This window comes from Rhizobium sp. BK312, assembly GCF_014193605.1.
In the GTDB taxonomy this organism is placed as follows: Bacteria; Pseudomonadota; Alphaproteobacteria; order Rhizobiales; family Rhizobiaceae; genus Rhizobium.
Genome location: NZ_JACHZP010000002.1, coordinates 628419 through 651735 on the forward strand (window position 1 = coordinate 628419; position 23317 = coordinate 651735).

22 protein-coding genes and 1 pseudogene are annotated in these 23317 nt (G+C 57.0%); 13 read left to right on the top strand and 10 right to left on the bottom strand.

The features are described 5' to 3' along the window. Positions 1-87: 87 nt before the first annotated feature. A complete protein-coding gene (locus FHT85_RS07545) occupies positions 88-2682 on the bottom strand; it encodes a GGDEF and EAL domain-containing protein (RefSeq protein ID WP_183774020.1) in 2595 nt (864 codons plus the stop codon). A 584-nt stretch (positions 2683-3266) separates the two neighbouring features. Between FHT85_RS07545 and FHT85_RS07550 the strand changes: the two genes are divergently transcribed. Then, positions 3267-3698 (top strand): SRPBCC family protein, encoded by a 432-nt coding sequence (locus FHT85_RS07550; protein WP_112413201.1) that lies wholly within the window; start codon positions 3267-3269, stop codon positions 3696-3698. A 230-nt stretch (positions 3699-3928) separates the two neighbouring features. Here FHT85_RS07550 and FHT85_RS07555 read toward each other — a convergent pair. Beyond that, positions 3929-4236 (bottom strand): annotated as a pseudogene (locus tag FHT85_RS07555) (DDE-type integrase/transposase/recombinase); the annotation flags it as partial. Between the two features lie 114 nt (positions 4237-4350). On the opposite strand from FHT85_RS07555, the gene FHT85_RS07560 reads away from it, so the two are divergent. After that, a complete protein-coding gene (locus FHT85_RS07560; protein ID WP_112401230.1) occupies positions 4351-5070 on the top strand; it encodes a hypothetical protein in 720 nt (239 codons plus the stop codon). A gap of 13 nt (positions 5071-5083) precedes the next feature. Here the strand turns inward: FHT85_RS07560 and FHT85_RS07565 are convergent, their stop codons facing one another. Then, on the bottom strand, positions 5084-5896 hold the full coding sequence (locus FHT85_RS07565) for a tetratricopeptide repeat protein (RefSeq protein WP_112401231.1): 813 nt from the start codon (positions 5894-5896) through the stop codon (positions 5084-5086). Between the two features lie 645 nt (positions 5897-6541). On the opposite strand from FHT85_RS07565, the gene FHT85_RS07570 reads away from it, so the two are divergent. From FHT85_RS07570 to FHT85_RS07590, 6 genes are all read left to right on the top strand, one after another. Beyond that, positions 6542-6751: a cold-shock protein gene (locus tag FHT85_RS07570; protein ID WP_025662430.1), complete on the top strand. Its 210-nt coding sequence runs from the start codon at positions 6542-6544 to the stop codon at positions 6749-6751. 121 nt (positions 6752-6872) lie between these two features. Further along, positions 6873-7082 carry a hypothetical protein gene (locus FHT85_RS07575; protein ID WP_112337788.1) on the top strand — a complete coding sequence of 70 codons (210 nt, stop codon included), beginning with the start codon at positions 6873-6875 and terminating at the stop codon, positions 7080-7082. Positions 7083-7129: 47 nt separating this feature from the next. Beyond that, complete coding sequence (locus tag FHT85_RS30480; RefSeq protein WP_112337787.1) at positions 7130-7435, top strand: DUF6481 family protein; 306 nt, start codon at positions 7130-7132, stop codon at positions 7433-7435. A gap of 93 nt (positions 7436-7528) precedes the next feature. Further along, positions 7529-7804 carry a hypothetical protein gene (locus FHT85_RS07580; protein WP_112337786.1) on the top strand — a complete coding sequence of 92 codons (276 nt, stop codon included), beginning with the start codon at positions 7529-7531 and terminating at the stop codon, positions 7802-7804. A gap of 49 nt (positions 7805-7853) precedes the next feature. Beyond that, a complete protein-coding gene (locus FHT85_RS07585; RefSeq protein WP_246699014.1) occupies positions 7854-8210 on the top strand; it encodes a hypothetical protein in 357 nt (118 codons plus the stop codon). A gap of 23 nt (positions 8211-8233) precedes the next feature. Continuing rightward, positions 8234-8539 carry a YkgJ family cysteine cluster protein gene (locus tag FHT85_RS07590; protein WP_112413200.1) on the top strand — a complete coding sequence of 102 codons (306 nt, stop codon included), beginning with the start codon at positions 8234-8236 and terminating at the stop codon, positions 8537-8539. A 195-nt stretch (positions 8540-8734) separates the two neighbouring features. Here the strand turns inward: FHT85_RS07590 and FHT85_RS07595 are convergent, their stop codons facing one another. From FHT85_RS07595 to FHT85_RS07625, 7 genes are all read right to left on the bottom strand, one after another. Further along, complete coding sequence (locus tag FHT85_RS07595; RefSeq protein ID WP_112337785.1) at positions 8735-8980, bottom strand: hypothetical protein; 246 nt, start codon at positions 8978-8980, stop codon at positions 8735-8737. Between the two features lie 1199 nt (positions 8981-10179). After that, on the bottom strand, positions 10180-10389 hold the full coding sequence (locus FHT85_RS07600; protein WP_112338766.1) for a cold-shock protein: 210 nt from the start codon (positions 10387-10389) through the stop codon (positions 10180-10182). Between the two features lie 591 nt (positions 10390-10980). Continuing rightward, positions 10981-12768, bottom strand: coding sequence for an ABC transporter ATP-binding protein (locus FHT85_RS07605; RefSeq protein WP_112412489.1), 1788 nt, complete (start codon positions 12766-12768; stop codon positions 10981-10983). Continuing rightward, positions 12762-13799 carry a glycosyltransferase family 2 protein gene (locus FHT85_RS07610; protein WP_112412490.1) on the bottom strand — a complete coding sequence of 346 codons (1038 nt, stop codon included), beginning with the start codon at positions 13797-13799 and terminating at the stop codon, positions 12762-12764. The genes FHT85_RS07605 and FHT85_RS07610 overlap by 7 nt, the downstream gene beginning before the upstream one ends. A gap of 1 nt (position 13800) precedes the next feature. After that, a complete protein-coding gene (locus FHT85_RS07615) occupies positions 13801-14904 on the bottom strand; it encodes a glycosyltransferase family 2 protein (protein ID WP_112412491.1) in 1104 nt (367 codons plus the stop codon). A gap of 15 nt (positions 14905-14919) precedes the next feature. After that, the gene (locus FHT85_RS07620) at positions 14920-16113 is read right to left on the bottom strand and encodes an acyltransferase family protein (RefSeq protein WP_112399929.1); all 1194 of its coding nucleotides are present in this window, start codon (positions 16111-16113) and stop codon (positions 14920-14922) included. A 662-nt stretch (positions 16114-16775) separates the two neighbouring features. Beyond that, entirely contained in the window at positions 16776-17807 is a 1032-nt protein-coding gene (locus FHT85_RS07625; RefSeq protein WP_112337778.1) for a LacI family DNA-binding transcriptional regulator, read from the bottom strand. A 162-nt stretch (positions 17808-17969) separates the two neighbouring features. Between FHT85_RS07625 and FHT85_RS07630 the strand changes: the two genes are divergently transcribed. The 5 genes from FHT85_RS07630 to FHT85_RS07650 all read left to right on the top strand — a co-directional run bounded on the left by FHT85_RS07630 (position 17970) and on the right by FHT85_RS07650 (position 23311). Continuing rightward, positions 17970-18917 carry a dihydrodipicolinate synthase family protein gene (locus tag FHT85_RS07630; protein ID WP_162709773.1) on the top strand — a complete coding sequence of 316 codons (948 nt, stop codon included), beginning with the start codon at positions 17970-17972 and terminating at the stop codon, positions 18915-18917. A gap of 230 nt (positions 18918-19147) precedes the next feature. Next, entirely contained in the window at positions 19148-20533 is a 1386-nt protein-coding gene (locus FHT85_RS07635; RefSeq protein WP_112412493.1) for an MFS transporter, read from the top strand. Between the two features lie 104 nt (positions 20534-20637). Then, on the top strand, positions 20638-20925 hold the full coding sequence (locus FHT85_RS07640; RefSeq protein ID WP_112399932.1) for a hypothetical protein: 288 nt from the start codon (positions 20638-20640) through the stop codon (positions 20923-20925). A 382-nt stretch (positions 20926-21307) separates the two neighbouring features. Further along, positions 21308-22138: a tryptophan 2,3-dioxygenase gene (gene kynA / locus FHT85_RS07645; RefSeq protein WP_112337774.1), complete on the top strand. Its 831-nt coding sequence runs from the start codon at positions 21308-21310 to the stop codon at positions 22136-22138. Positions 22139-22447: 309 nt separating this feature from the next. After that, positions 22448-23311, top strand: coding sequence for an alpha/beta fold hydrolase (locus FHT85_RS07650; RefSeq protein WP_112399933.1), 864 nt, complete (start codon positions 22448-22450; stop codon positions 23309-23311). The last annotated feature ends 6 nt before the right edge of the window (positions 23312-23317 follow it).

Here is a 23317-nt window from a genome sequence, read left to right on the forward strand (position 1 = left end):
CAGGAGTTTATCAGCAAGTTCATTGCCCCGAAAGCGCATTGCTGCTTTGGCATTGCAGTTCGGGACAGATATAAGATAACGCAGGGCTCACTTTTTAGGTTGAGCGTGATTTTGCCGAAACGTTGACAGATCAGCCACTTTGCTGGAGACCCGGTTCCTGGCGAACTCGATCAGGTTTGAGGAAAACATCGGCTTGGCCAGTCCAAAGCCCTGAAGAATATCGCATCCAAGGTCTCGAAGTATGGTTGCGTGTCCAGTCGTTTCTACGCCCTCGGCTGTCGCCTTAACGCCGAGAGAATGCCCCATACCAATGATGGAGCCGACGAGTTCCCTTTGCTCCGATGATCTATCTATAGAGCGGATAAGCCGTCTGTCGATTTTTAGGGTGTGAGGCCGGAGGTGTAAAAGGCTCATGATCGAGGCATGCGCAGTGCCGAAGTCATCTACTTCAATCGATATGCCAAGCTTGCGAATGTAGGCAAGGTTTTCCTCCATTTGCGCATCCAACTCGTCGAGGACTATTGATTCCAGAAGCTCGAACGAGAAGCGGCTAGCCGTTTCCGGATCTATACCGAGCAGGGTCTTGAGTTTGGGATCTTGCAAGCGTCGGGCGGAAACGTTGACGGAGCATTTTGGAATAGACACCCCGTCCTTTGCCCAAATCTCCGAGTCCGCCATGGCCTTTCGAAAGATCAAGTCGTCGATGTCGCCGACGATGTTCATTTCGTCAGCAATTTGGAGAAATTCACTAGGTGCAAGAAGACCGCGCGTTGGATGCTGCCAACGGACAAGCGCTTCGACGCCGACAATATCAAGTGTCATCGCGTCGAACTGCGGCTGATACATCGGAAAGAATTCGTCCCGTTCCAACCCAACTAGGATCTCGTCCGAAATCTGTTTTAAGGTCACCACACGACTGCGAGATTTAGTTGAATAGAAGTCAAAGCGGTTCCGCCCATGCTCTTTGGCCTGATAGAGAGCGATGTCCGCATTGATCAGGAGGCTACGCACGTCGACGTCGCGACCGATTTCGCAAGCAATACCGATGCTTGTACTGGAGCGACAGTCGATTCCATTTATGTTTACGGGCTTGCGCAATGCATCGACGATATTCTTGGATATCGCCTCAAGCGGCTCCACCGAACCGTCAAATCTGACGATCGCGATGAACTCATCGCCGCCAAGGCGGGCAACGAATTCATCGCTTCGAACGCTCGCCTTCAGTATCTTTGCTGTATGCTGCAGTAAAACATCGCCGACATAGTGCCCATAGGTATCGTTGATCTGCTTGAAGCGGTCCAAGTCAAAATGGAGCACAGCAGCGCCGCCACCGGTGGCCTTGCAATCGGCTTCAATGCTAATGATCTTTTCTTCCAGATACCTGCGGTTGGGTAGACCCGTCAGAGGATCATGCAGCGCAATGTATTCAATATGCTTTTTGGCGGATTCGAGTTCGGCGTTCCTCGCTTCTGCAAGTTTCTTGGCGTGCGCAAGATCCCGCTGGAGGGCGAGATCGGCGGTAACATCCCAATTCGCCCCGATCATCTTGCGATGGCCGTCATTGTCGATGAACGGCAGTGTTCGGGACCGAATGAAATGTTCCGAGCCGTCCCGAAAAATTACCCTATACTCATCCGAGAAGGGGATAAGATTAGCAACATGGTGATCTACTTTCTTGAAGACCCGCTCCATATCATCGGGATGCAGCATGGACTCCCACAAGCCGCCAATCTTCACCTCAGATTGGTGCTCGACATCGTATAAGCGGAACATGCCCGCGTCCCATTCGGCACTTCCTAAGTCAAAGTCAGCCTCGAAAACACCGATCTTCGAGACTTCGAGTGCCAGTTTGAGACGCCGCGATATCCGCTCAAGCGTCTCTTCCGAATTTTTTCTGGTCGTTATGTCGGTATCCGTGCCCACGACACGGAGGGGGCGGTTGTCACTATCCCATTTGACGCAGCCACCGCGACATTCAATCCAGATCCAATGGCCCTGCCGATGCCTGTAACGGTATTGAAATACACAAGGACTTGCATCTCCTTGCCGCTGCTCGTGAATGCCATCCAAAACTGTTTGCTTGTCATCGGGATGAACTTGTTCAAGCAACTCATCCAGCGATCTTGGAACCGCATCCTCGGCCGACAGGCCGCGAATCTCGCGCCATATATCTGAGTAGCATGTTTCCTCTCGCTCGAGATCATGATCCCACACCGCAGTCCGGCTAGCGATCAGGGCGAAATCCAACGGTCTTTCGGCGCTCGTCTCCGTCGCGATCCGAAGGAGATGCACGTCGGTCGGCACAAAACGCGCCAGCACCGTTCGAGGGAGCGCGGCACCGTCGATGTTCGTTGCCAGCTCGATCAAGACATGCCAAGAAGAGCCGCTGTTGCTACGCAAGAAGACCTGCGCGATCCGGGTAACGCCGGGTATCGCCACTGCTGCTACGAGTTGCGCGTCGAAGATAATTCTATCATGGGCGTCTAGGAAGTCGTGGATATCCCTTCCGACGCGAAAGCCCGGCAGAAGTTGAGCGACATTCGCAAGGGCTGAGTTTGCCTCCATCATCTCGCCATTCGGAGCCAAGATAGCTGCCGCGAGCTCGGCGTCGGCCAACCACGCCGTAGCTGGAGAGCAATCATCCTCTTGAAGGCAACGGGCTGTCTCGATGACTGAATTCAAACGAGTTATCTCCAATACTTCGAGATCACGAGAGAACAAGCTTCATCGAGGCAAATAAATTTGCCGTTAACAGGGTGCGAGAGCGGTGAAGGAAAATCAGTCCGCGGCGCCTTCCGCAGGCTCGCCGCCAGGCAGCCCGCCAGATATGCTTCGACGGCGGCTGCCCTCGCGAACCTGCAACAATTGCCGTCAGTATCCGTGAAGGTCCCTACAGGGCCAAATCGCCAGCGCGATGCCGGCAATCGGATAATAATAGAAGGCGGCCATCAGGAACTCGCCAACTGCGATCAAAATACTCTCCGGGATGGCCGCGACGAGGAGAAAGAACCAGCAAGTAGAACTGGTCCGAGTCCGACCATCTCAGCAATTGAACCGTTTTTTTCTGGAGCGCTTTAACCCTCACCTCCCTCGGCCGTCATAGAGTGTTCGACCTGGCATCGCAATCGCTGCGGCGGCGCACGTTTGAACACCACTCTCCTATTAGCGGGCATGAAAGCACATGAGACCTTGTCCGGTTAAGGGACAGTCTATTGATAAGATCACGGATTGGCATAGTGTATGCGAACCTCAGCAGCGGGATCGTCATGACCATCAGCGCATCTTGGAATAGACCTTATAGTCGTGAGATTGACGCCTCGCCACAGACCGTCTGGAAGGCTCTCGCCGACATTTCCAACTGGAAACTGTGGAACGCCGGCGTGAAGTCAATCCAGATAAATGGAAACTTCATCACTGGATCTCATTTTTCGATGGAGCTGGCGGATGGTGAAGTGATTAACAGCGAACTGATAGATGTCAGCGCACCGAGGCACTTCATCGACGAAACCTGGGTAGGCGAAACAGTCATTCGCGTTGAGCACCGCATTGAGGTGGTGTCGGGTGATCGATGCCGGGTCGTCTATGCAGTCAGCGCCGAGGGGCCCGAGGCGCAGATCATAGGTGAAGCGGTGAGTGCCGACTTTCCCGAGGTGTTGGCGGGCTTGGCAACGTACGTTACCGGACGAGCTGCTGAGTGATTCTGTCGACGCGACGGTGAATTGATACCGGAAAATCTGATCCTTCTGCCGAGCTAATGATCGGCACTGGGCTCCGACCGCATCTGCGAAGATCACGGCCTTGGAACTGTAACGTGCGACATCACCCGGCCCACTGTCCCTACAGGTTCAGGCTGAGGGTGCACCCGATACAAGCCTATCGTTCCGCGTATCATATATCCTCGAACTCAACACGATCCTCGCGTACCCGATTGATGGTTAAGAAGCTTTCGCATCAGCCGCTTGTTGGCTTTGGTATTGCAGCGGCTCTGCATCAGCACGTCGAGAACGAAACCATCCTGATCGACAGCCCACCAAAGCCAGCTTTTCTTTCCGCCGATCGCAACCACAACTTCATCGAGATAACATTTTCGCCAAGCCGACTGGCGGATCGCCTGCGGATTTCGTCGGCAAGGTGCCGACCGAATTTCTCCGCCCACAGGCGCACGGTCTGATGCGAGACAATGATCCCACGTGCCGCCAGTAAATCCTCGACCATGCGCAGACTGAGCGGGAACCGACTACGGGTTCTCCTTCCAAATCCACTTGCATGACAGGCAGTTCTAGGTTCTGTTATCGTTGAGTTTTCCGACATTTGAGCGGAACTTCTTCGTTAACGTCTCGAGGCAATCCAATGCGTGTCGTGTTTCGCTGTGATCCTGCGCTTGTCGACCATCTGCCTCGCCCCGTTCCAGCTCGCAGCATTCTGCCGGACTGGCTCCGTGCCATGCCCGCGAAGGCGCATTCCGAGATTCATGGCCGGGAAATTCGAACCGTAAAGCAGTGCCCTCCCTTTGTTGACGCCATGTCCCATGGTTTTATGATTCTGCTCCCGTGCGACGTAACCGTTCGAAGCGGTGTGTTCGCATGGGATTGGGGTATCCCAGAACCCTCGACGGAAGGTCATCCGCGATCACCGCTCAGCTTTCATGTTGCTGAGCAGCTTGCTGGCGCGCCGTTTTCCAACGGGTTGGCAGCGGTGAAATTCAACAGCTTTTGGACGATCGAACTGGAGGAGGGCTGGTCACTTTTTGCCATGCACCCAGTCAATCGCAATGAGCTTCCCTTCCGCTTGTTGACGGGTGTCGTGGATTCGGATCGCTTTTATGATGCGGGAATCAATTTCCCGGCAATCTGGACCGATCCTCATTTTTCAGGCGTCCTGCCAAAGGGCACCCCGATTGCACAATGCTTTCCGGTACCGCGCGCAGCTCCCGATCTGATCTTTGAATATTTCGATGGGACGCATAAGACTGCCTACGAGAAAACCGTCGCCGAGGTTCTCGCCAATCCCGGAGTCTACCGAAAGCGCTTTCGCGTAAAGCGCCCGCGCGTAGCGCCAGAATCGGCTTGAATGTGAGCTGCATCTAAGATTTGAGCGTTCGCTGCAACGCCTGTCGATCCAACCATAGCTGGCCTCGCGGTGCCGAAGTTAGCGACATGGCGATTGCGCCCAATGTATCGGGCCTCAGGCTGTAGGCCGTCCGATAAGCCGCGATCGCGTCGTCCATATCGCCCATGTCCTGCAACACGATGCCTAGATTGACGGCTGCCTCGGCGTCGTCAGGCCGCTGTTCCAGCGCTTTGCGATAAGCTTCGGCGGCGCCCGCCAAGTCGTGCAAGTCTTGCCGCACCAAGCCCAAGTCAAACCACATCGAGGGAGACCTGTCGATTGCTGCTACACCCTCCAGGATCGCAGCCGCGTCATCGGGCGATCCGTCTTCAAAAAGTATCCGACCGAGGCGTGCGGCAGCCTCCGGAGAAGCAGGGTTGGCACGATTTAATGCCCTCCAAGCGCCGACTGCCCGGCTTCGATCTCCTGCGGCATCGAAGGTGCGAGCCTGCTCAAGAAGGATTTCGACATTCGCAGATAATGTGGCGGCGCGACCAAGGTGAAATATAGCTCGGTTGAAATCTCCCAACGATCGCGCGATACGGCCGGCAAGCAGTTGGCCGGGTGCGTTATCAGGCATGCCCGCCAAACTAATTTCAATGTGGATGTTTGCCCTTGCAGCATCGCCGGTGGCGAACAAAATCGCCGCGAAAAGGTGGTTAAGGGTCGGGTCGCTCCGATCCTTCTGCAAGCCTGTCTCACACAAGGACATCGCTTGGCTGAAACGACCTGCATTGAAATCAGCCACGATTTGCCGCACCTGATTTTCGACCGTCGCAGTACGCATGCCCCGCTCGCCTTTATCCGCTGCCGCCAGGAAAAGCGGCCGATATCGCAGTCATAAGTGCAGACTAAACGGCGCGCCACACAAATTCTATCGCTTGGGACTTAACGGTAAGATTCCGACCATTTTTCGAGACCGGTAATTTCTCTAATAGCCGGTCTGTTCGGGGTGAATATGCGTCATGAGCATGGCGTCGACCGCTTCCGGTCGGACTGCCTCGGCCAGTCGTTCCAGATCCCATGTTGTTAACATGAACATCGCCTGTCTCAGGCTATCCTCGCTGGAAGGTACCAGGCGTGCTCGACTGGTCGATCGGCGTCTACAACCCGCACGTCGACATCACCCAGGACACCACGACGCTCTAAGGGCGAGGGCATGCCTACAGCAAGGGAGCGATCGTTTGGTGCCGAGTGGCTATGCCTGATACAATACAACCAAAGCAGGCAATATTCATCCGGAAAAAACTAAACGTTGACGTCGTACCCCTAAGCCCGTATAGAATGGTTATCGATCTTTTGCTTGCCGAGCTTTGTCTACCGCACGATCGACACCGTGCTCTAAGCGAACTTTTCTTTCAAAAATAGTCGGTCTTTAACTGCGTGGCATCCGCTCCGCGGTTCCTTACTCTATGCTTTGAAAGGGTTCATCATGACCACTGGCACAGTAAAATGGTTCAACTCCACCAAGGGCTTCGGCTTCATTCAGCCTGACAACGGCGGCGCTGACGCCTTCGTTCACATCTCGGCAGTCGAGCGCGCCGGAATGCGCGAACTCGTCGAAGGCCAGAAGATCGGCTTCGAGCTTGAGCGCGACATGAAGTCGGGCAAGATGTCGGCCACCAATCTTCAGGCTGCTTAAGTGATATCGGCTTCTCTTTGACCACGGATGTACTGGCATTGCCGGAAGCACGCTATCATCTGAGGCCAGGCAGTTCGCCTGGCCTTTTCATTTCGGCCCGTTGCCGACATCGAGGAACCCAATGACAGAGACATACAGTAAATCTCGCCAGCAGGCAGAGATCGCCTTCGGCAATGTCCAGGGGGAGTTCTTTGCCAAGAATAGCGCGCTGGAGGAGCTTGAGTCCGCGGCGCAAGCACGCAATGCCAAGACTTTGCGGCTTCGAGAAGCGCGCCTCGCGAAGGAACAAGCGGAGCAGGCGTCGGCAACATCCACCCTGGTCGCTAAATGAGCAAAGGCAGGTTGGTCATCACCGCCTGCTAGCATTAGGATACAGATTTGACATACCACGGAAACAACGAACTCGCCGACCGACGGTCAGCTGCCGCCGGCGCCAAAGCATCCCTTCTCCAAGCTTACCGGGCCGCGAAAACGGCGGCCGAGCCTGCTCGACTTGCCAGGCAGGCCGAGCGGCTCTTGATTGTAGAAGCTCGGGAAGCCCGCCGTATTGAACGGGACCGTCTAAAGCTTGTTGAGCGCAGCCAGCTAGAGGCCGAGGCAGCAAACGAGCAGGCGGTCGCCGAGGCCGCTCGCAAGGCCGAGCGAGACAGGCGCTATGCCAATCGTAAAGCCAGGCAAGCATAGGCCTTCAGGCGCCTTCCGTCCGATCAACGGTTTTTATCGCCTACGTAGGACTGATGCATCCGCGTCGAAATCACTTATGCTTTAGGAGCGACTGTGACCACTGATACAAAAGAGCTGCAGGCGATCAATACGGCCTGGCAAATCGCGATCCAGGAAATCCTGCGCATGGTCATCCGTGACATGTATCGCACCGAGGGGGAAGCAGCGTTCAACACGCACATCAAGCGCATCGAAGAAGCGGCCGTCGATAGCATCTATACGGATCTAAGGCTCCGCGGCACTGACGAATGGACCGAAGTGCTGGTCAAGGAACGAGCCAGCAACTTTGTGACGACCCTTCTGACCTCCTTCACCTACGACCGGGCTTGATCAGGCGGCGAAAAAGGGCTTCGTTTTTTTGATATTGAAGGAGAAAATCATGTCGGCCGACCAAAGGAGATCGCTTCTGAGTCCTAAAGATAAAGTCGAGGCCAATTCACGAGCCATTGTGGCATCGCTGACGCCGTCTCAGGTGCAAGCCCTGAAGCTCGCGAGAAGTGGAGACCTGCATTCTACGGATGGCAGGTCTTGGACTCATCTTAATGCCGTCGTCACCTACGCAAGGTCGGATCGATTTGAAGAGCGTCCGATCAAAGTGAAGTCGGCCACCACGACAACGGTGGAGCGGCTTACGGAACTCGACCTGCTCAGGAATCTCGACGGAACGGATGGAGAGGCACATTCGCCACGCGCGATCACCATGGCGGGAAAGCTCTGGCTTCTCAAGCACAAGTGACCCGGGTAAATTCGCCCTGCGACCTGACGGCAAGCGTACCATCCACCGCTGAGATTGATTGCCAAACCTGCGGAGCATGCTGCTCCTTTTCATCCGAATGGCCAAGGTTCACGACGGAAGCTGACGATGACCTGGCTTTGATACCCCCTGACTATGTTGAAGCTGATCAGCGCGGCATGCGTTGCGAGGGCTCGCGATGTTCGGCACTGTCGGGTGAGGTCGGGATCAACACATCCTGTCTCGTGTACGAGGTGCGGCCAGACGTTTGTCGAGCTTGTGTTCCGGGTGATGAAGCATGCACGATAGCGCGCGCCAAAGTCGGTTTCTAGCGTATGATGGTAGACCGAACTGGTGCGTGTATTCGTGACGGAGCTGGCTCAGGCTCGCTCAGCCGCCGCCAAGCGCGACGGGGGTGGGGGGCCGTCTCTCATTGAAAATCAGTAGGCTACGGGCCTTTCCAGGCTCCGGTAGATCCATTTGGAAGGCCTGACTTCACCAGCCGAAAAGTTAGGACGCTGTCTTTTTCATTTGCTTCGCCGGGAAAGCGGGTAATCTGGCGCGTCGTAGAGCGCCCGGATTTGATTGTGGTCGAAACGCGCCTCATTTACTTCCAACAGAGATCCTCGCTGCTGCGCGCCAGGCATGTCTTCGACCGCGAAGCGGAGCGCTTCGGCTGCCGTTTCGAAACGTCTGTAACGAAGTCCGCTGCGTCCGCGTGTCGCTTTGCCCGCATAAACCCCCGCTCCGTCCGTGTAATCGAAACTGATCACGTCGTTGTCCTCCGGGTTCGGTAAGGGGGCTGACCTTCTACCCGCGCAGCGTCTCTGATGTCGCGCTCGGTCTCTCTGAGCTCGCGTCTGCGGCGCTGCATTCTCTCTCGAAGGTTCATTAGCTTTTCGGCGTTTGATCCTGCTTCGGCGCGGGGCACGCGAAAAAGCTTTTCCGCAGATTGTCTGGGGGTGTGATTTATCATTGGTTCCTCAAATATTGTGTACGACAGCGCGCCCGCTCACAGTAATATTGGCCGGATGGCGCGCCAGCGTGCTATTTCTTGTTCAGATTTGCTGGGGCGCGGCTTGCAAGTTTAACTTGTGCGCCAGATGGGGCGGGTGCCACTCCTGGTGTTTTGTCTTTCTTGGGCTTGCGGATCTCGCGGTTGCTGCGCATTTGGCCCTTAGCCATCGTTTTCTCCTCGGCGCTCGAATAAGTATCGGCGCTGCTTAACTGCTTAAATTTGGATTGGCGTTTCTTCTGATACCGCTTAACTCACGCGGGAGGAGATAACGTCCTGCCGGGCCGTTGGCGTGCAGATTTTCCAAACGGTGCCGAAATTGGGAAACACCGTCATGCTCGCTAAAGGCAGCTTTCGCTCGGCGTCTCGGCCGACGGCAGTTTCCAGGAGCATGCAAAGATCCGCGTGATCACGATATCCGAACGCACTCGTTCGAACCAGGTTTCGTGAAACGCATGCGGAATATTCGTTGGAAGACATCGCGTCCTCCTTTTGTTTGGGCAAGGCCGCCCACCGGGGCGGCGATTCCTATGACACGGCTGTTCACGTCTAGGACGCGCCTGTCTCGCCGTTTGGACAGGCTGCTGCCCTTCTACTGCGCGGTGCGAACCGATCGCACCGGCTGCAATGCTCATTGCGCCGGATCTAGGCGCAGTCGAAGTCGTGACATCGATATTGTCTTCACTGACGTGTAGAAATTCGCACTGTATAAGCGCAAACTGTAGGATGCGGTGCCACGAGCTTCCAGCGCTAAGGCGGAACCTCGTATCTTGCAGTTCGATGTTATCGCGTTATCGCATTACAAGATCTCGAAAACGATCCTGTCATCGGAGCTATGGCAAACACCATTCCAAGCTCAATTCCCAGAAAAACAAAAGGCCGGGCATGGACCCGACCTTTCACAGTCATTCGGCTCAGCTGCCAGTACATCCGTGGTCAGCGGAGCGAATGACAAATTCAAGCCGCCTGAAGGTTGTCAGCGGAGCTCTTGCCGGACTTTCGGTCCTGCACGATGTCGTAGCTGATCTTCTGGCCGTCCGAAAGCGAGCGCATTCCCGCGCGCTCGACAGCAGAGATATGGACAAACACGTCCGTGCTGCCGTTATCAGGTTGAATGAAGCCGAAGCCCTTGACGGAATTAAACCACTTCACAGTACCAGTGTTCATAACGATGTCCTTTCAAAGCAATCGTTGTGGCGCCCGCGATGCCTTGCGGGCTAAGATCGATTATTTGAGAGGAGATCCGACGGGAGCGCGGGGCTCTTGAACGACGTCACAAGCAATGGTCGATGTCCTATATATATACTCAATTTTTGATTTTACAATGGATAATGCGGAAATCGACGGTGCGCACCCAAGCCACGTGCTATTTTCCCCAGACCAGAAATGGTCGCCGCTCTGGGGAGCTGTCATTCCAAAGGTTGCTTAACCTAGCGCAACTTTGCCTCGATCGAAGAAAGTTCGATTTGCGCGACAAGCTCATGCACTTCGCCAGGCGATCGCCTTCACCCGGATGCGTGATCGAGATCGAAACGGCCGCAGCTTTTCGACAGCCGCCGTTTCCAATCATCGTCCCGGCGAGAAGAGAGGCGACAAATCCCGCAAGCTACAGCGCATGAAATAGCCTCAATGGAGAGCGATGATGTCCCGTCAGAATCGCTCTCCTCTTGTCGCTATCAGGGACCACCATGTACGGTCGCAGCACCTCGGGCATCGCCGTCAGCCCAGCCGCGCCAATGGCCGTTGTCTCACCAGGCGTCACTGTTTGCCGAGCACTTCGTCCTCATAAAGCTGGTCCATGCTGAGGGACGCAACTTCGGAAAATGCCGTCTGGTTGCGGACACTGCCGCCGCTGAGGATGACAACGTCGTCGCAGAAAGAGATCGTGCTGCGATGATGGCTGATTACGATCGTCGTGCGGCGACCGGCTCGCAATTTCAGCGTCTCGACAATGGCAGCTTCCGACAATCCATCCATGGCATTGGTGGCTTCGTCCAGAATGAGAATATCGGGATCACGAACAAGTGCCCTTGCGAGAGCTATTCGCTGGCGCTGTCCGGCCGACAGGCTCGCGCCCCTGTAGCCAACGAGTGTTGCGTATCCGTCGGGCAGTTGTTCGATGAATTCATGCGCTTCGGCAAGTCTGGCCGCCTCTTCGGCCTCGGCGCGCGAGGTATGCTGCCCATAGGCGATGTTTTCGAGAATGGTGCCGTCAACCAGTTCCAAGTCCTGGCTGGCAAGCGCGAGCCGGCTTCGCCATTGCGTGGGATCGATGCGGCTGAGCGGCAATCCATCGATCAGGATCTCGCCTTCGTCAGGTTCGACAAAACGGCAAAGGAGGTTCACGATCGTCGTCTTTCCCGCTCCCGATCGGCCGATCAGGGCAGTGGAGCGACCATGGCCAATTTCGAAACTGGTGGATCGTAGCACCACCGGACGCGCGGCGGAGCCAGGATAGCGAAAGCTTACCTTATCGAATTTTATTTCGCGGTTCAGTCTGGGAGCCGGCAGATCTCCGGCCGGCGGCTGCGGTTTGTCGGAGGCGTCAAGCAGCCAGCGGACTTGCTCGAGCGACCCGCTCCAGCCTTGCATCTGGCTCCATGCCTGCTGCAAGGCGCGCACATGTGGCTGCAGCCTGTATAGCAAGACCACGAAGGCCACAATGATCGGAAAGCTAACGTCGAAGGTCCAGGCGGTGACGACGACCGCAAGGAAAAGCGCCGAATGCAGCACCTCGGTCAGCGGCGGCAAGGCGCCCTGACGGGTCTGCAGAACGAATCCCGCCCTTCTGACTGCGTTCGATGCGCCGTCGAACACGGCCTTTTCGCGCTCCTCCTGGCCGAAAATCCGGATCAGCCGACCGGCATGAACGAGATGCAGCATTCTGCCGGCAAGTTCGTTGTTGGAAGATGTGACCTGGCGGCTCGGCATCTTCAGGCTGGCAGAAAGGCCGAAATGCACGGCCTGAATGAGGATGAGGCCGAGCGCGACACAAAGCGTCATCTGCCAGGACAGCAGGAGTAGAAAGGCAAGAAGAATGACAGTCGCCGACGCATTGACCATCGCCCCAAGCACCGTCTGTATCGCATCCGATGCCCGCCAGGATTCGTTGGAAATGATGTTGAGCAGCCGGCCTGGGCTTTCCTGCAGGAAGAAGGGATATCCGATCTTCAGGAGCCGATCGGCAAGCGCGCTGCGGATCGCGTGGCCGGCCTTGCCGTGTATGAAGTTGGTCAATGCCGTATTGGCGAAGGCGAGGATGTTCTTGAGCGTGATCAGCGCCAGGATGCAGGCGGCAATCACCATCATCCGCTGCCGGTCGTCCAGACCGGATCCAACTTGCTGGAAGAGAGCGGAAAATCCGCTCAACCCCGTCGAAGCCTTTTCGCCTCCGATAATGCTGAGCATCGGAATGATGAGGCCGATGCCGGTGCCTTCGAGTACAGCACTGATCAGGCCGAGAATGACGACGACAGGCATGAGCCGGATCTGCCGGCCAAGCGCCTGCCCCAGTAGTTGCAAACCCGGCATGAGGAGTTTCAGCATGGCGGATCTCTCGTCAATGAGCGGGTTGTCTGCTTGATTTGGTTCAGTTCCGGCTGAGGTCGGTTCGTTATCGCACATCGTGCGAATTCGAGCGCACCCAGTACATTCATGAATACGATAGGCCAATGAGACAAGGAGACTTCCGGATCGAAGCGCGGCCCGCCCCACAATTCCTTCCAAGCCGAGCGGAAAGTCCAGCAGAAATGACGCAGCAGCCACGGCGCGCCAGACAGGTGTTTCAAACAGAGCGCGCCATTTCCAAGACTATAGCTGCGATGAAGCCGTTCAATCGCCTCGCGTTGGTTGCGTCCGTGATAATGCAGCACGTTCATGTCGGGAACATATTCGATCGGAATGCCAAGCTGAAAGGCGCGGACGAGATAGTCGGTATCCTCGGCCGATTGCAGAATGCCGCCGGCGCCGAAGCGTTCGTCGAAGCGGCCGATGCGCCGGGCGACTTCGCGGTGCATCGTCATGTTGCAGCCCAGGATGAAGCCGCCCGGATGGACATCCGGCGTAAAGCGGGCCGGCTCCGGCGATCGCTTGATCGTAAACGGCAGATCGAGCGCATTGCCGAGTTCGACACGGCCGCCCCGGATGACCGGGCGTTCTCCGCCTGCGTAATGCCGCTCCAGATCCCGCAAATAGTGCAGATCCACTTCGCAATCGTCGTCGATGAAGATCAGGATGCGTCCGCGAGACCGCTCCATCCCTGCATTGCGGGCGGCGGCCAGGCCGCGGCGGCGCTCCATCACCGGTATGACCGCAATGCTGGAGGAGGCGGCGATGCGGGCGAGCCGCTCGGCGGTATCGTCGGTCGAGCCGTTGTCGACCACTACCAGCTCGCTTGCCATCGAGGCATGCGCGCGACTGGCTGCCTCGATTGATCGGATGCAGGCCTCAAGCGCCTGGGCGCGGTTGCGGGTGCAGACGATGAAGCTCGCCGTCGGCACCCGGCCGATGGACGGGCGAGGGGGCCTTGTGGCGAGCTGCGCCTGCTCTTGCGGGATGTCAGAATCCGCGCCAGCCATATCAGGCAAGCCCTTGTTGCGGCAGCACGCTTCCTGCCGGCACCGATTGCCGATATCTTGCCAGGGCGTCGAGGCGCAGGCTCGCATCGCTCCAAAGGCGGCTGCACCAGGGCGCATAGGTGGCGACGCGAAGCCCATACCGTTCGCGACGCCGTATCGTGTGCCATTTGCCTGTCTGTGTCAGGAACTGATGCGTTAATGCGGGCCGCTTTTCGTCCGCGATCAGCTGATAGAGAAAATAGAAGAAGCACATCAGCCCTTCTTCATAGCTTGCGGAGGCCCGCAGGCCGCGTGCGGCGATCCTTTCTTCGATGGAGAGGAGACAGTCGGCAGCACGGGTAACCGTGTCCTGCGTCACCGCCATACCGATATCGTGCAGGGCATGGGGATCATCGATCAGCGATAACCGTTGGAGATTTTCCGCTGCGATCTTCAGATGCGTGAAGCGCATCGGCCGCTTATGTTTGTTGGTGACGCTCTCGTCGTGAACGCGATAGGCAACGAGGCTTTCGTCGATCATGGCGGCGGGGAATTCTCGGGTGATCCGCCGGAACAGATCGAAATCCTCCGCATGCACATAGCTTGCATCGTAGGTCAGCATGTCAGCCGGAATGACCCTGCGGTTATACATCACGGTCGAATGCATGAAGACGGTGTAAAACATCGATAAAACATGCCAATCGGCCCACTGATGGATCGGATTGGGCGTGCCGCGTACAACGCGATTGCCGATGAGCCGGTCGATGCCGGTGCCGCTGATCGCAAGCTCGGGCCGCTCACGAAACAGGGTGATCTGGCGTGAAAAGCGTGTGGGATAGGCGATGTCGTCGGCATCCATCCGGGCGATGAAATCGCCTTTCGCCATGGTCATGCCCTCATTGAGCGTCGCAATGAGCCCGCGGTTTTCACGCGAGACGATGCGCAGGCGATTGTCCGCTGCCTGATACCGTCGCAGGATATTCAGCGACCGGTCGGTGGAACCATCGTCGATGGCAATGACGTCGAGGTGTTTGTGATCCTGTCGCAGGATGCTCTCGATCGCCGCGGCGAGATAAGGTTCGCCGTTATAGACAGGCAGCAGGACGGAAACCAGTGGGACGGTCATTCTTTAGCTCCCGCGCTATTGCAGATCAGAGGCTTGAACGGCTTCGCCGGGATCATGAGTATCGCGGCGAGAGAGCGTTGTTTCGTATATTTTTGCACCACGCCACGGTTCCCATGGCTCGCCGGCTGCAGCCACCGGCAAGTTGTTGCGGGCGACATAGGGAAAGTGGCGCTTGAAGCCGTTCAGCGGCTTTTCAAAAAGGCGCCATGAGATGGCAGCCACCGCTAGTGTCGCGGCACTTCCGATGATCAAGCGGCCGAAACCCTGTTGTGAGACGTTGACGGGAATCCAGGCTTGAGCCTTGACGATCAGAGAAAGGATGATCGGATGGAAGAGGTAGATGCCGTAGCTGATCCGTCCGGTTGCTGCCATCGGCGCGGATTCGAGCAGTTGGCCAAAACCGGATCGAAAGCCCAAGGAAGCGGCCCCAACCAACATGACAAGCGGCACGAGCGGAAAGACCTCCGAACCGATCCAGATGAACCAGTCGAGTACTGGAGCTATCGGATCAGGTCTCAGCCATAGTGCCACGCTGGCAGCGGCCATCAACGGCATCCAGCTCAGCCGCATCCATTGCGGCCAGGCCTGTGTCCTTTCGCGATAGACGGCGAGCAAAGCGCCGCATACGAGCGCATCCATAGAGGCCGAGGGGAGCAGGTCGCGCACCAGCGAGGGCGTTCCTGTCAGCGGCCAGCAGAGGCGATAGGCAAGCGAGCAGGCAATGACGGCTAGACAGATGCCCCCGATCATTCGCCGCGGTGCTAGCAGGATTGCCAGCGGCCAGACGATATAGAACTGTTCTTCGATGCTGAGGCTCCAGGTATGGCACAGAACCCAAGGCGTCCATTCGCCGCGCAGGGCATACCAGTAGTTTGCCAGGTAGAGCGCATGCCATTTCAGACTGCCAGTGCCGCGAACACCCTCGAGATTGACGAGCCACACCAGCGCCAGAACTGCGAAATAGGGTGGAAATATGCGCAGCGCCCGGCGGATATAGAATGCCTTCAGGGCGGTGGCCGGCTGGTAGCGGGCATCCGCCCGTGCCTCCAACAACAGGCGCGTAATCAGGAAGCCGCTGAGTACGAAGAAGAGACGAACGCCGAGATGACCCCAGATGGAACCGTCGGCCGCAAAAAAATGTGCGTAGAGAACCATGGCAACGGCAATGGTTCTTAGGCCATCCAGTTGGCGATCGCGCATATTCAACATAGACACCCCCGGCTTTTCAGCCTTTTTCGAACCCTCTCGTTACGGCGCCAGCACCCCGATATTCCGCTGCTGTCCTTCTTTCCGGTCCCCTCGCACCATCAACTTGCCAAGCGACCTATCGAGGCTTCCGGATCGATTCCGGCCAAACTTAGGCAGTTCGAGGCTGATAAGGCAGTGGTCGATCACGTGTTTGAAACAATCGGCCATGTCTCTCGAAATATTGAACTATGGCCGCTTGGAGGGGTGCAAAATTTTCGTCATTCATCAGGTAAGGCCGGCCTGGATCGCGGAGAGCCGATCAGGAGCCGTAAACGTAATCTTGGGCGGGACTTCGGTTGGTCAACCCTATGCTTACACTATGCAATTAGCGAAAGATTCCGGGGCCTTCAGACATCCATGCACTGCGGTATTGCGTACATTTTTCGCCTTTGCCTCGTTCTTTTCTATGTTTAGTAGAAAAATTTATTTATGCACCTTATGCGATATTTCGATCGCACGAACGCTTGTTGCATTGCCGGATCATGAAAGTGCACGGAACTGATGATGGCTGCCCGCGCTGGACGGATGCGCGTTCTTGCGAAGAGGCGGGCGGGGTATGTCCGACAGCCATTGCGAGTTCATCCTTGCTGCTTCATGGGCGTTGGTTCTAACCCTATCAACTGCTAGAGAACGATGGATCGCGTCGACTTCCTGGGAATGAGTGTCGGGGCCGACACCCGAATGCGATCATCCGGCGGTATAGCCTCGCCTCCCAACAAATCGAGGGCATTTGCAGCAATCTGCTCGAAGGGCACCCGCAAGGTGGTCAGCGGTGTGGAAAGATGGCTGACGATCGGAATATCGTTGTAGCCGACCAGCGAGACGTCGCCCGGGACGGACAGACCCATGCGCATCAGGCCCGATAATGCACCGATGGCTGTGTTGTCGTTTACCGCAAATATTGCCGTCGGCGCCTGCGGCAGGTGCATGATTTTCTCGGCGGCTTCCGCTCCGGATTCAATTCCGAAGGTCGACGAGACGATCAGGGATGGATCGATCGTCAGTCCCATTTCAGTCATGGCCTGGCGATAGCCTTCCACACGGGTCCGCGCGCTGGAGGCATAGGAGGGACCCGCAATGACTCCGATCCTCCGATGACCAAGATCGAGCAGGTGCCGCGTGGCGAGATATCCCCCAAGCCGGTCGTCGCCGATCGACGAAAGACTATGGCCATCGGTTCTAAGTGCCAAAACCGTCGGCACCCCCCTTGCGGCCAATATGTCGGGAAAGTCATCGTCGTCGCGCGCCGTCGATAAAATGAGCCCATCGACGCCTCGCTTCAGAAGTGACTCCGCAGCGAGGCGATCTGCTTTCGCTCTGTCGTCCGTGGTCGCGACGATGGCGAACCGCCCGGTCCTGCTGCAGGCTTTTGCAAGGGATTCGTAGAGCATCGCCATAACGGTGTCCGTGAGCCTCGGTACGATAATACCGACCGTCATGGTGTTGCCGCGACGAAGACTGGCTGCAGAAACATCTCTGACGTAACCGAGTTCCTCGGCGATCTTTCTGACGCGCCTGGCTGTTTCGCTGTCCGAGCGCGGCAGGCGCTCATCCAAAATGCGCGACACTGTCGACTTCGAAACGCCGGCCGCCGCCGCGACGTCGAGAATCGTTATGCGCGACTGGCGAGCGTTGTCTTCCACTATTGAATTCATTCGGAATTTCCGTGCCGGCGAGTCTAATCTGCGTGTGGATCTGATGATGCCTGAAAAATCCTGTTGACTCCAGAGAAATCGGAAACGATAGTGGGAACGTTCCCATTAACGATCCCGTTGCTGATTGTGAACCGGACAGCGACGACAAAGAGGAGACTACCCATGCACCCAATGGACCTCAGGGGCTTGAGCCCCGCACCGGTGACCGCATTCACCCGCGACGGTGAAGTCGACTATGCGGCGAACGCTCGGATTGCGAAGTGGCTTGCATCGATGGACGGCATAAAGAGCCTCGTCATCCTCGGCCACGCCGGCGAAGGCACATTCCTGACCGAAGAGGAACGCCTGAAGCTGATCCGTACCTATGTCGAGGCCGTGAACGGCGAAATTCCGATCATCGCCGGCATTACGGGCGAGGGCACGAAGGTTGCCGCCGAAGAGGCAAAGAAATGCAAGGCCGCGGGCGCCACGGGGGCTCTTGTCTATCCAAACCATGGCTGGCTGCGTTTTGGCTTCCAGAAGGGCGCGCCGCAGGATCGCTATAAGGCGATCTGGCAAGAGTCCGGTCTGCAGTGCATCCTGTTCCAATATCCGGATGCCACCAAGGCCTCCTACGATCTGGACACGCAGCTCGCAATTGGGACCCAGGAGGGGGTCGTTGCGACCAAGAACGGTGTTCGCAACATGAAGCGCTGGTATGTTGAAATTCCAGAATTGAAGAAGGCCAATCCGAACTTGCAGATCCTGAGCTGCCACGACGAATGGCTCTTGCCGACCATGTTCGACGTCGACGGCCTGCTCGTCGGCTACGGCAACATCGCACCGGAGCTGCTCATAGATCTCATTCGGGCGGGCAAGGCGCAGGATTATCCGGAAGCCCGCAAGATCTTCGAGCGCTTGCTGCCGGTTACCCGCGCCGTTTATCACCGGGGTTCGCACATGGAAGGCACCGTCGCCCTCAAGCTTGGCCTCGTCCATCGCGGCGTGCTCGATCATGCCACGATCCGCGAGCCACTGAAGAACCTCGGGGAAAAGGCCGAGGCTGAAATCTTCGCCGCTTTCGACGCGGCGGGCATCAGCCGTGTCGGGCAGCTTTTGGCGGCGGAATAAAAAACGCGCCTCTGTCGCCAATCGGCGGAGGCGTATTCGAGGGGGAGACTGCAGATCGGAGCGACGCTCTCTAAAGGCGGCGGTTGTGATGCGCCGGAAAGTTGCTTCGCCCATAAAGGACCGCAGCTTCGGATCGCCGCCTGCAGGATGAGCGGCAGCCGAGGCAAGATGTTCAATACGTAGGTCAATGCCAGGTCGGGGAGCCGGAGACCGGGCAGAGGGAGGATGAAATGAATATCGAACAGCGAATGACGGCGCCGGTTGCGCATGTCATCGATCCGCAAGCCGACATAAGTGCGCGGTTGGAGCGGTTGCCCGTCACCCGAGAAGTGTTCTGGGCTCGCAATATCGTCGGCGCCGCGACATTCTTCGACGGTTACACCGTTATCGCCATTGCCTACGCCATGCCGGTACTCGTGCACGAATGGGGCCTGACACCCGGCCAGACGGGCATGATCCTGTCGATGGGATATCTGGGGCAACTGATTGGCGCCGTCCTGTTCGGCTGGCTAGCCGAAAAGATCGGTCGATTGAAGGTTCTTCTCTTCACTATCCTGCTTTTCGTCAGCATGGACATCGCCTGTCTCTTTGCAGCCGGCGCGGCGACGATGATGGCGTTTCGCTTCGTTCAGGGTGTTGGCACCGGCGGCGAAGTTCCGGTCGCCAGCGCCTACATCAATGAGCTGATCGGCTCGAAAGGCCGCGGGCGTTTCTTTCTTCTCTACGAAGTGATGTTCCTGCTCGGCCTCGTCGGTGCGGGCCTGATCGGCTATTTCATGGTGCCGCTCTATGGTTGGAAGGCCATGTTCGTCGTTGGCCTGATCCCGGCTGTATTGATGATCCCGCTGCGCTGGTTCCTCACCGAGTCACCCCGCTGGCTCGTTGCCAACGGGCGTTACGAGGAAGCCAATCGCATCGTCACCAAGCTCGAAGACAGCGCCCGGGCCGCAGGCAAGACGCTTCCCGAGCCGAAACATGCCGCAGTGCCTGTGCGCAAGCAATCCGACTGGCGGGAACTTTTCCAAGGCATCTATCTCAAGCGCACGCTATCCATCTGGGCCATGTGGTTCAGCGCCTATCTGGTCGCCAACGGCACAATTACCTGGTTGCCCACCCTTTATCGTCAGACCTTCAACCTGCCGCTTGAAACCAGCATATTCTATGGGTTCGCGACATCGGTGGGTGGCGTTGTTGCAGCGGTTATCTGCGCGCTGCTCATCGATAGGGTAGGCCGCAAGCGCTGGTATACGGGAGCATTGCTCATCGCTCCCATCCCGCTTGCCATCCTCGCATGGCTCGGAGCGACATCCGCCATGCAAGTATTGGTGCTGGCAGGTCTTGCCTATGCCATCGTCCAAACGGTTACCTTCTCACTGTATCTTTACTCCGCAGAGATCTATCCGACGCGCCTGCGGGCAATCGGGACGGGTGCCGGAAGTGCGTGGCTTCGCCTGGGATCCTCGGCAGGCCCGATCGTGACGGGTTTCCTGCTCTCGTCGATGGGCATCCAGTACGTATTCATGGTATTCGCTGCAATTTTGCTGCTCGGCGCACTTGTCACCGCCGTATTCGCCGTGGAAACCAAAGGCCGGACGCTCGAAGAACTCTCTCCGTAATCCAGCCGCGTTACCTGTTCCTTCTGATGAACGCGGGAGCTGCAGGCATTCATGCTCCGTTCAGCCGCCTGGCTTCAGGATGATGGCACTGATGGAGGTTCGCTATGAAAATCTTTAACAATCTGCTTGCTGCATTTCTGGCTGTCGGCCTGATGATCGGTGCCGGTGCTGCGTCGGCTGCACCGATGATGAACATGACGAAGCCAGAGGTCCAATCATCTGTTCAAACGGTCCGTTATCATCATCGTCGCCACTGGCACGGGCCGCGACATCACCGGCATCACCACTGGAAATCGCACCGCAGCTACCGGAGCCACTACTGGCGCGGCCATCATCACGGTTGGTACAAGCATCGTCACCACCATCGCCATCACCGCTACTATCGCTGGTGATTGCAGCTCGACGGACTGGTAGCCTCATGACCAAACCGTCGCGCAACCTAAAGCCGAGCACCGGCGATATCGCCTGAACCGGCTCTGAAAGGCACTGCAGTTCGAAGGCATGATGGCGTCTGCGACAGCAGGCGCCCTTGTCGCATGGATTTGCAAAGTCTGACGGTTGGCTGCCGGGCGGGTACGAGCCCGAGTTCAGACTGCGAGCAAGGGTAACCTCAAACACCTCGCAAAACCTGCACGGTGTTCGCCGCGCATATGCTAGAAGCAACGTCGCGCCTGCCGATTCACGAACAAAATTGTACAATGGCATCGGCGACGACGCTTCGCTTCATATCGGGAGGTCCTCCCGAATTTCATGTCCGGGAGGAGGAAAGCCAGAATGACCTATGATCCTTCGAAAGATGGCGCCGAGATGGATTTCCGGCAGCGCATGTCCTACGGCGACTATTTGCAGATCGATCGGATTCTGACGGCACAGCTCCCACTGTCATCGGCGCATGACGAGATGCTCTTCATCATCCAGCATCAGACGTCCGAATTGTGGATGAAACTTGCGCTATACGAGATCCAGGCAGCCAGGAGGATGATCGCGGCCGATCAAACGCAGGAAGCGTTGAAAATGCTATCGCGTGTGGCTCGGATTTTCGAGCAGCTGAATTCCGCATGGGATGTCTTGAGGACCATGACGCCATCGGAATATACGCGCTTCCGCGATGATCTCGGCCAGTCTTCCGGCTTCCAGTCATGGCAATACCGGTTGATCGAATATGCGGCCGGAAACCGGAATCTCGCAATGTTGAAGCCGCACGAACATCGGCCTGATATTCTGGAGATGCTGGAAGCTGAACTTGCGCGTCCCTCGCTCTATGATGAAGTGTTGCGCCGGCTGGCGCGTACCGGCCTACCCGTGCCGCAGGAGGTGCTGAAGCGGGACTTGCGCCAGGCATGGCAATTCGACGAGGGTGTCATGGCCGTTTGGGTGACGGTCTATCGCGATCCGTCGCGATACTGGGAAGCCTATGAAGTTGGCGAGAAGCTGGTCGACTTCGAAGACTATTTCCGGCGCTGGCGCTTCAACCATGTTACCACGGTCGAGCGCGTGATCGGTTTCAAGCGCGGCACAGGCGGAACAGCCGGGACCTCGTATCTGAAGCGGATGCTGGAGGTGGAACTCTTCCCGGAATTGTGGCGCGTGCGCACTGAACTTTAGCGTGGCTGGAAGCCTGGCCGGCGTTGTCGAAACGTGCAGCTTCACGTCGTGCATGGTTATCGTCTATGCACGCGGTCTGCGACCATCGCCCAATTTTCAAAAGGTAAGCAGAAAGCTGAGGTCGTGATGTGTCTACTTCTATTGACAAATTAAAGTAGAATTAATTGTGCGAGTCTCGCCTTGATATGAAAGGTCGCCGTTCGACCGAATCGGAGTTTTCTGCGGAAAATCGGCGTGACGGGTAAAGTTGGAACAATCCGAAGCCGCAAACGTAAGGAGCAAGGAGCGAATATTCGAGGGAGGCGGGATTTGTTCAGCGGAATGACACTGGATTATATCGACGTCGGTCCCGGCCTTTTACGCGTTCGCCACGGCGGCAACGGGCCGCCATTGCTATTGCTGCACGGCCATCCGCGAACGCATATGACTTGGGGCCATGTCGCAGACCTCTTGTCTCCTCACTTCACGATTGTTTGCCCTGACCTCAGGGGATTTGGGAAGTCTTTCCAGCCCGTTGACAGCGAGGATAGCCGTTATTCTTCGAAACGGGCGAAGGCGCTGGACTGTGTAGCGCTGATGCAGGCTTTAGGTCATCGGACTTTTGCCGTGGCGGGCCATGACCGCGGCAGCTACGTGGCATTCCGCCTTGCCCTCGATCATCCCGAGATCGTCACCAAGGTCGCCGTGATCGACAGCATTCCGATCATCGAGCATCTCGAACGGATGGATTGGCGCTTTGCGCGTGACTGGTATCATTGGTTCTTCTTCGCGCAGCCGGAAAAGCCCGAGCAGGCCATCAATGCCGACCCTCGGGCTTGGTACAGCCGCATTCACCCTGATTTCATGGGGAAAGAGGCCTATGACGATCTGCTGACGGCGATCCACGATCCCGCGGTCGTCCATGGGATGATTGAGGATTATCGGGCAGGATTGACCGTTGATCGGGAAGATGAACTGCAGGACCGCCTTGCCGGTAAACGGATCGCATGCCCGTTGCTTTGCCTTTGGTCGACGAAAGACGATCTGGAATACTTCTTCGGCGATCCGAGGGAAATCTGGCGCTTATGGGCGGTGAATGTCACCGGCCACGGTATCGAAAGCGGTCACCATGTCGCGGAAGAAAATCCGGTCGACCTTGCAAACTCGCTCCAGCGTTTTTTGAGCGAGGAATGAAAAACT

Coding starts and splice junctions, on each gene's coding strand:
- kynA (WP_112337774.1), top strand. CDS start 21,308: ATGACCTATGATCCTTCGAAAGATGGCGCCGAGATGGATTTCCGGCAG.
- FHT85_RS07630 (WP_162709773.1), top strand. CDS start 17,970: ATGCACCCAATGGACCTCAGGGGCTTGAGCCCCGCACCGGTGACCGCA.
- FHT85_RS07570 (WP_025662430.1), top strand. CDS start 6,542: ATGACCACTGGCACAGTAAAATGGTTCAACTCCACCAAGGGCTTCGGC.
- FHT85_RS07605 (WP_112412489.1), bottom strand. CDS start 12,768: ATGCTGAAACTCCTCATGCCGGGTTTGCAACTACTGGGGCAGGCGCTT.
- FHT85_RS07600 (WP_112338766.1), bottom strand. CDS start 10,389: ATGAACACTGGTACTGTGAAGTGGTTTAATTCCGTCAAGGGCTTCGGC.
- FHT85_RS07610 (WP_112412490.1), bottom strand. CDS start 13,799: ATGGCTGGCGCGGATTCTGACATCCCGCAAGAGCAGGCGCAGCTCGCC.
- FHT85_RS07565 (WP_112401231.1), bottom strand. CDS start 5,896: ATGCGTACTGCGACGGTCGAAAATCAGGTGCGGCAAATCGTGGCTGAT.
- FHT85_RS07560 (WP_112401230.1), top strand. CDS start 4,351: ATGCGTGTCGTGTTTCGCTGTGATCCTGCGCTTGTCGACCATCTGCCT.
- FHT85_RS07550 (WP_112413201.1), top strand. CDS start 3,267: ATGACCATCAGCGCATCTTGGAATAGACCTTATAGTCGTGAGATTGAC.
- FHT85_RS07635 (WP_112412493.1), top strand. CDS start 19,148: ATGAATATCGAACAGCGAATGACGGCGCCGGTTGCGCATGTCATCGAT.
- FHT85_RS07625 (WP_112337778.1), bottom strand. CDS start 17,807: ATGAATTCAATAGTGGAAGACAACGCTCGCCAGTCGCGCATAACGATT.
- FHT85_RS07640 (WP_112399932.1), top strand. CDS start 20,638: ATGAAAATCTTTAACAATCTGCTTGCTGCATTTCTGGCTGTCGGCCTG.
- FHT85_RS07585 (WP_246699014.1), top strand. CDS start 7,854: ATGTCGGCCGACCAAAGGAGATCGCTTCTGAGTCCTAAAGATAAAGTC.
- FHT85_RS07575 (WP_112337788.1), top strand. CDS start 6,873: ATGACAGAGACATACAGTAAATCTCGCCAGCAGGCAGAGATCGCCTTC.
- FHT85_RS07620 (WP_112399929.1), bottom strand. CDS start 16,113: ATGTTGAATATGCGCGATCGCCAACTGGATGGCCTAAGAACCATTGCC.
- FHT85_RS07615 (WP_112412491.1), bottom strand. CDS start 14,904: ATGACCGTCCCACTGGTTTCCGTCCTGCTGCCTGTCTATAACGGCGAA.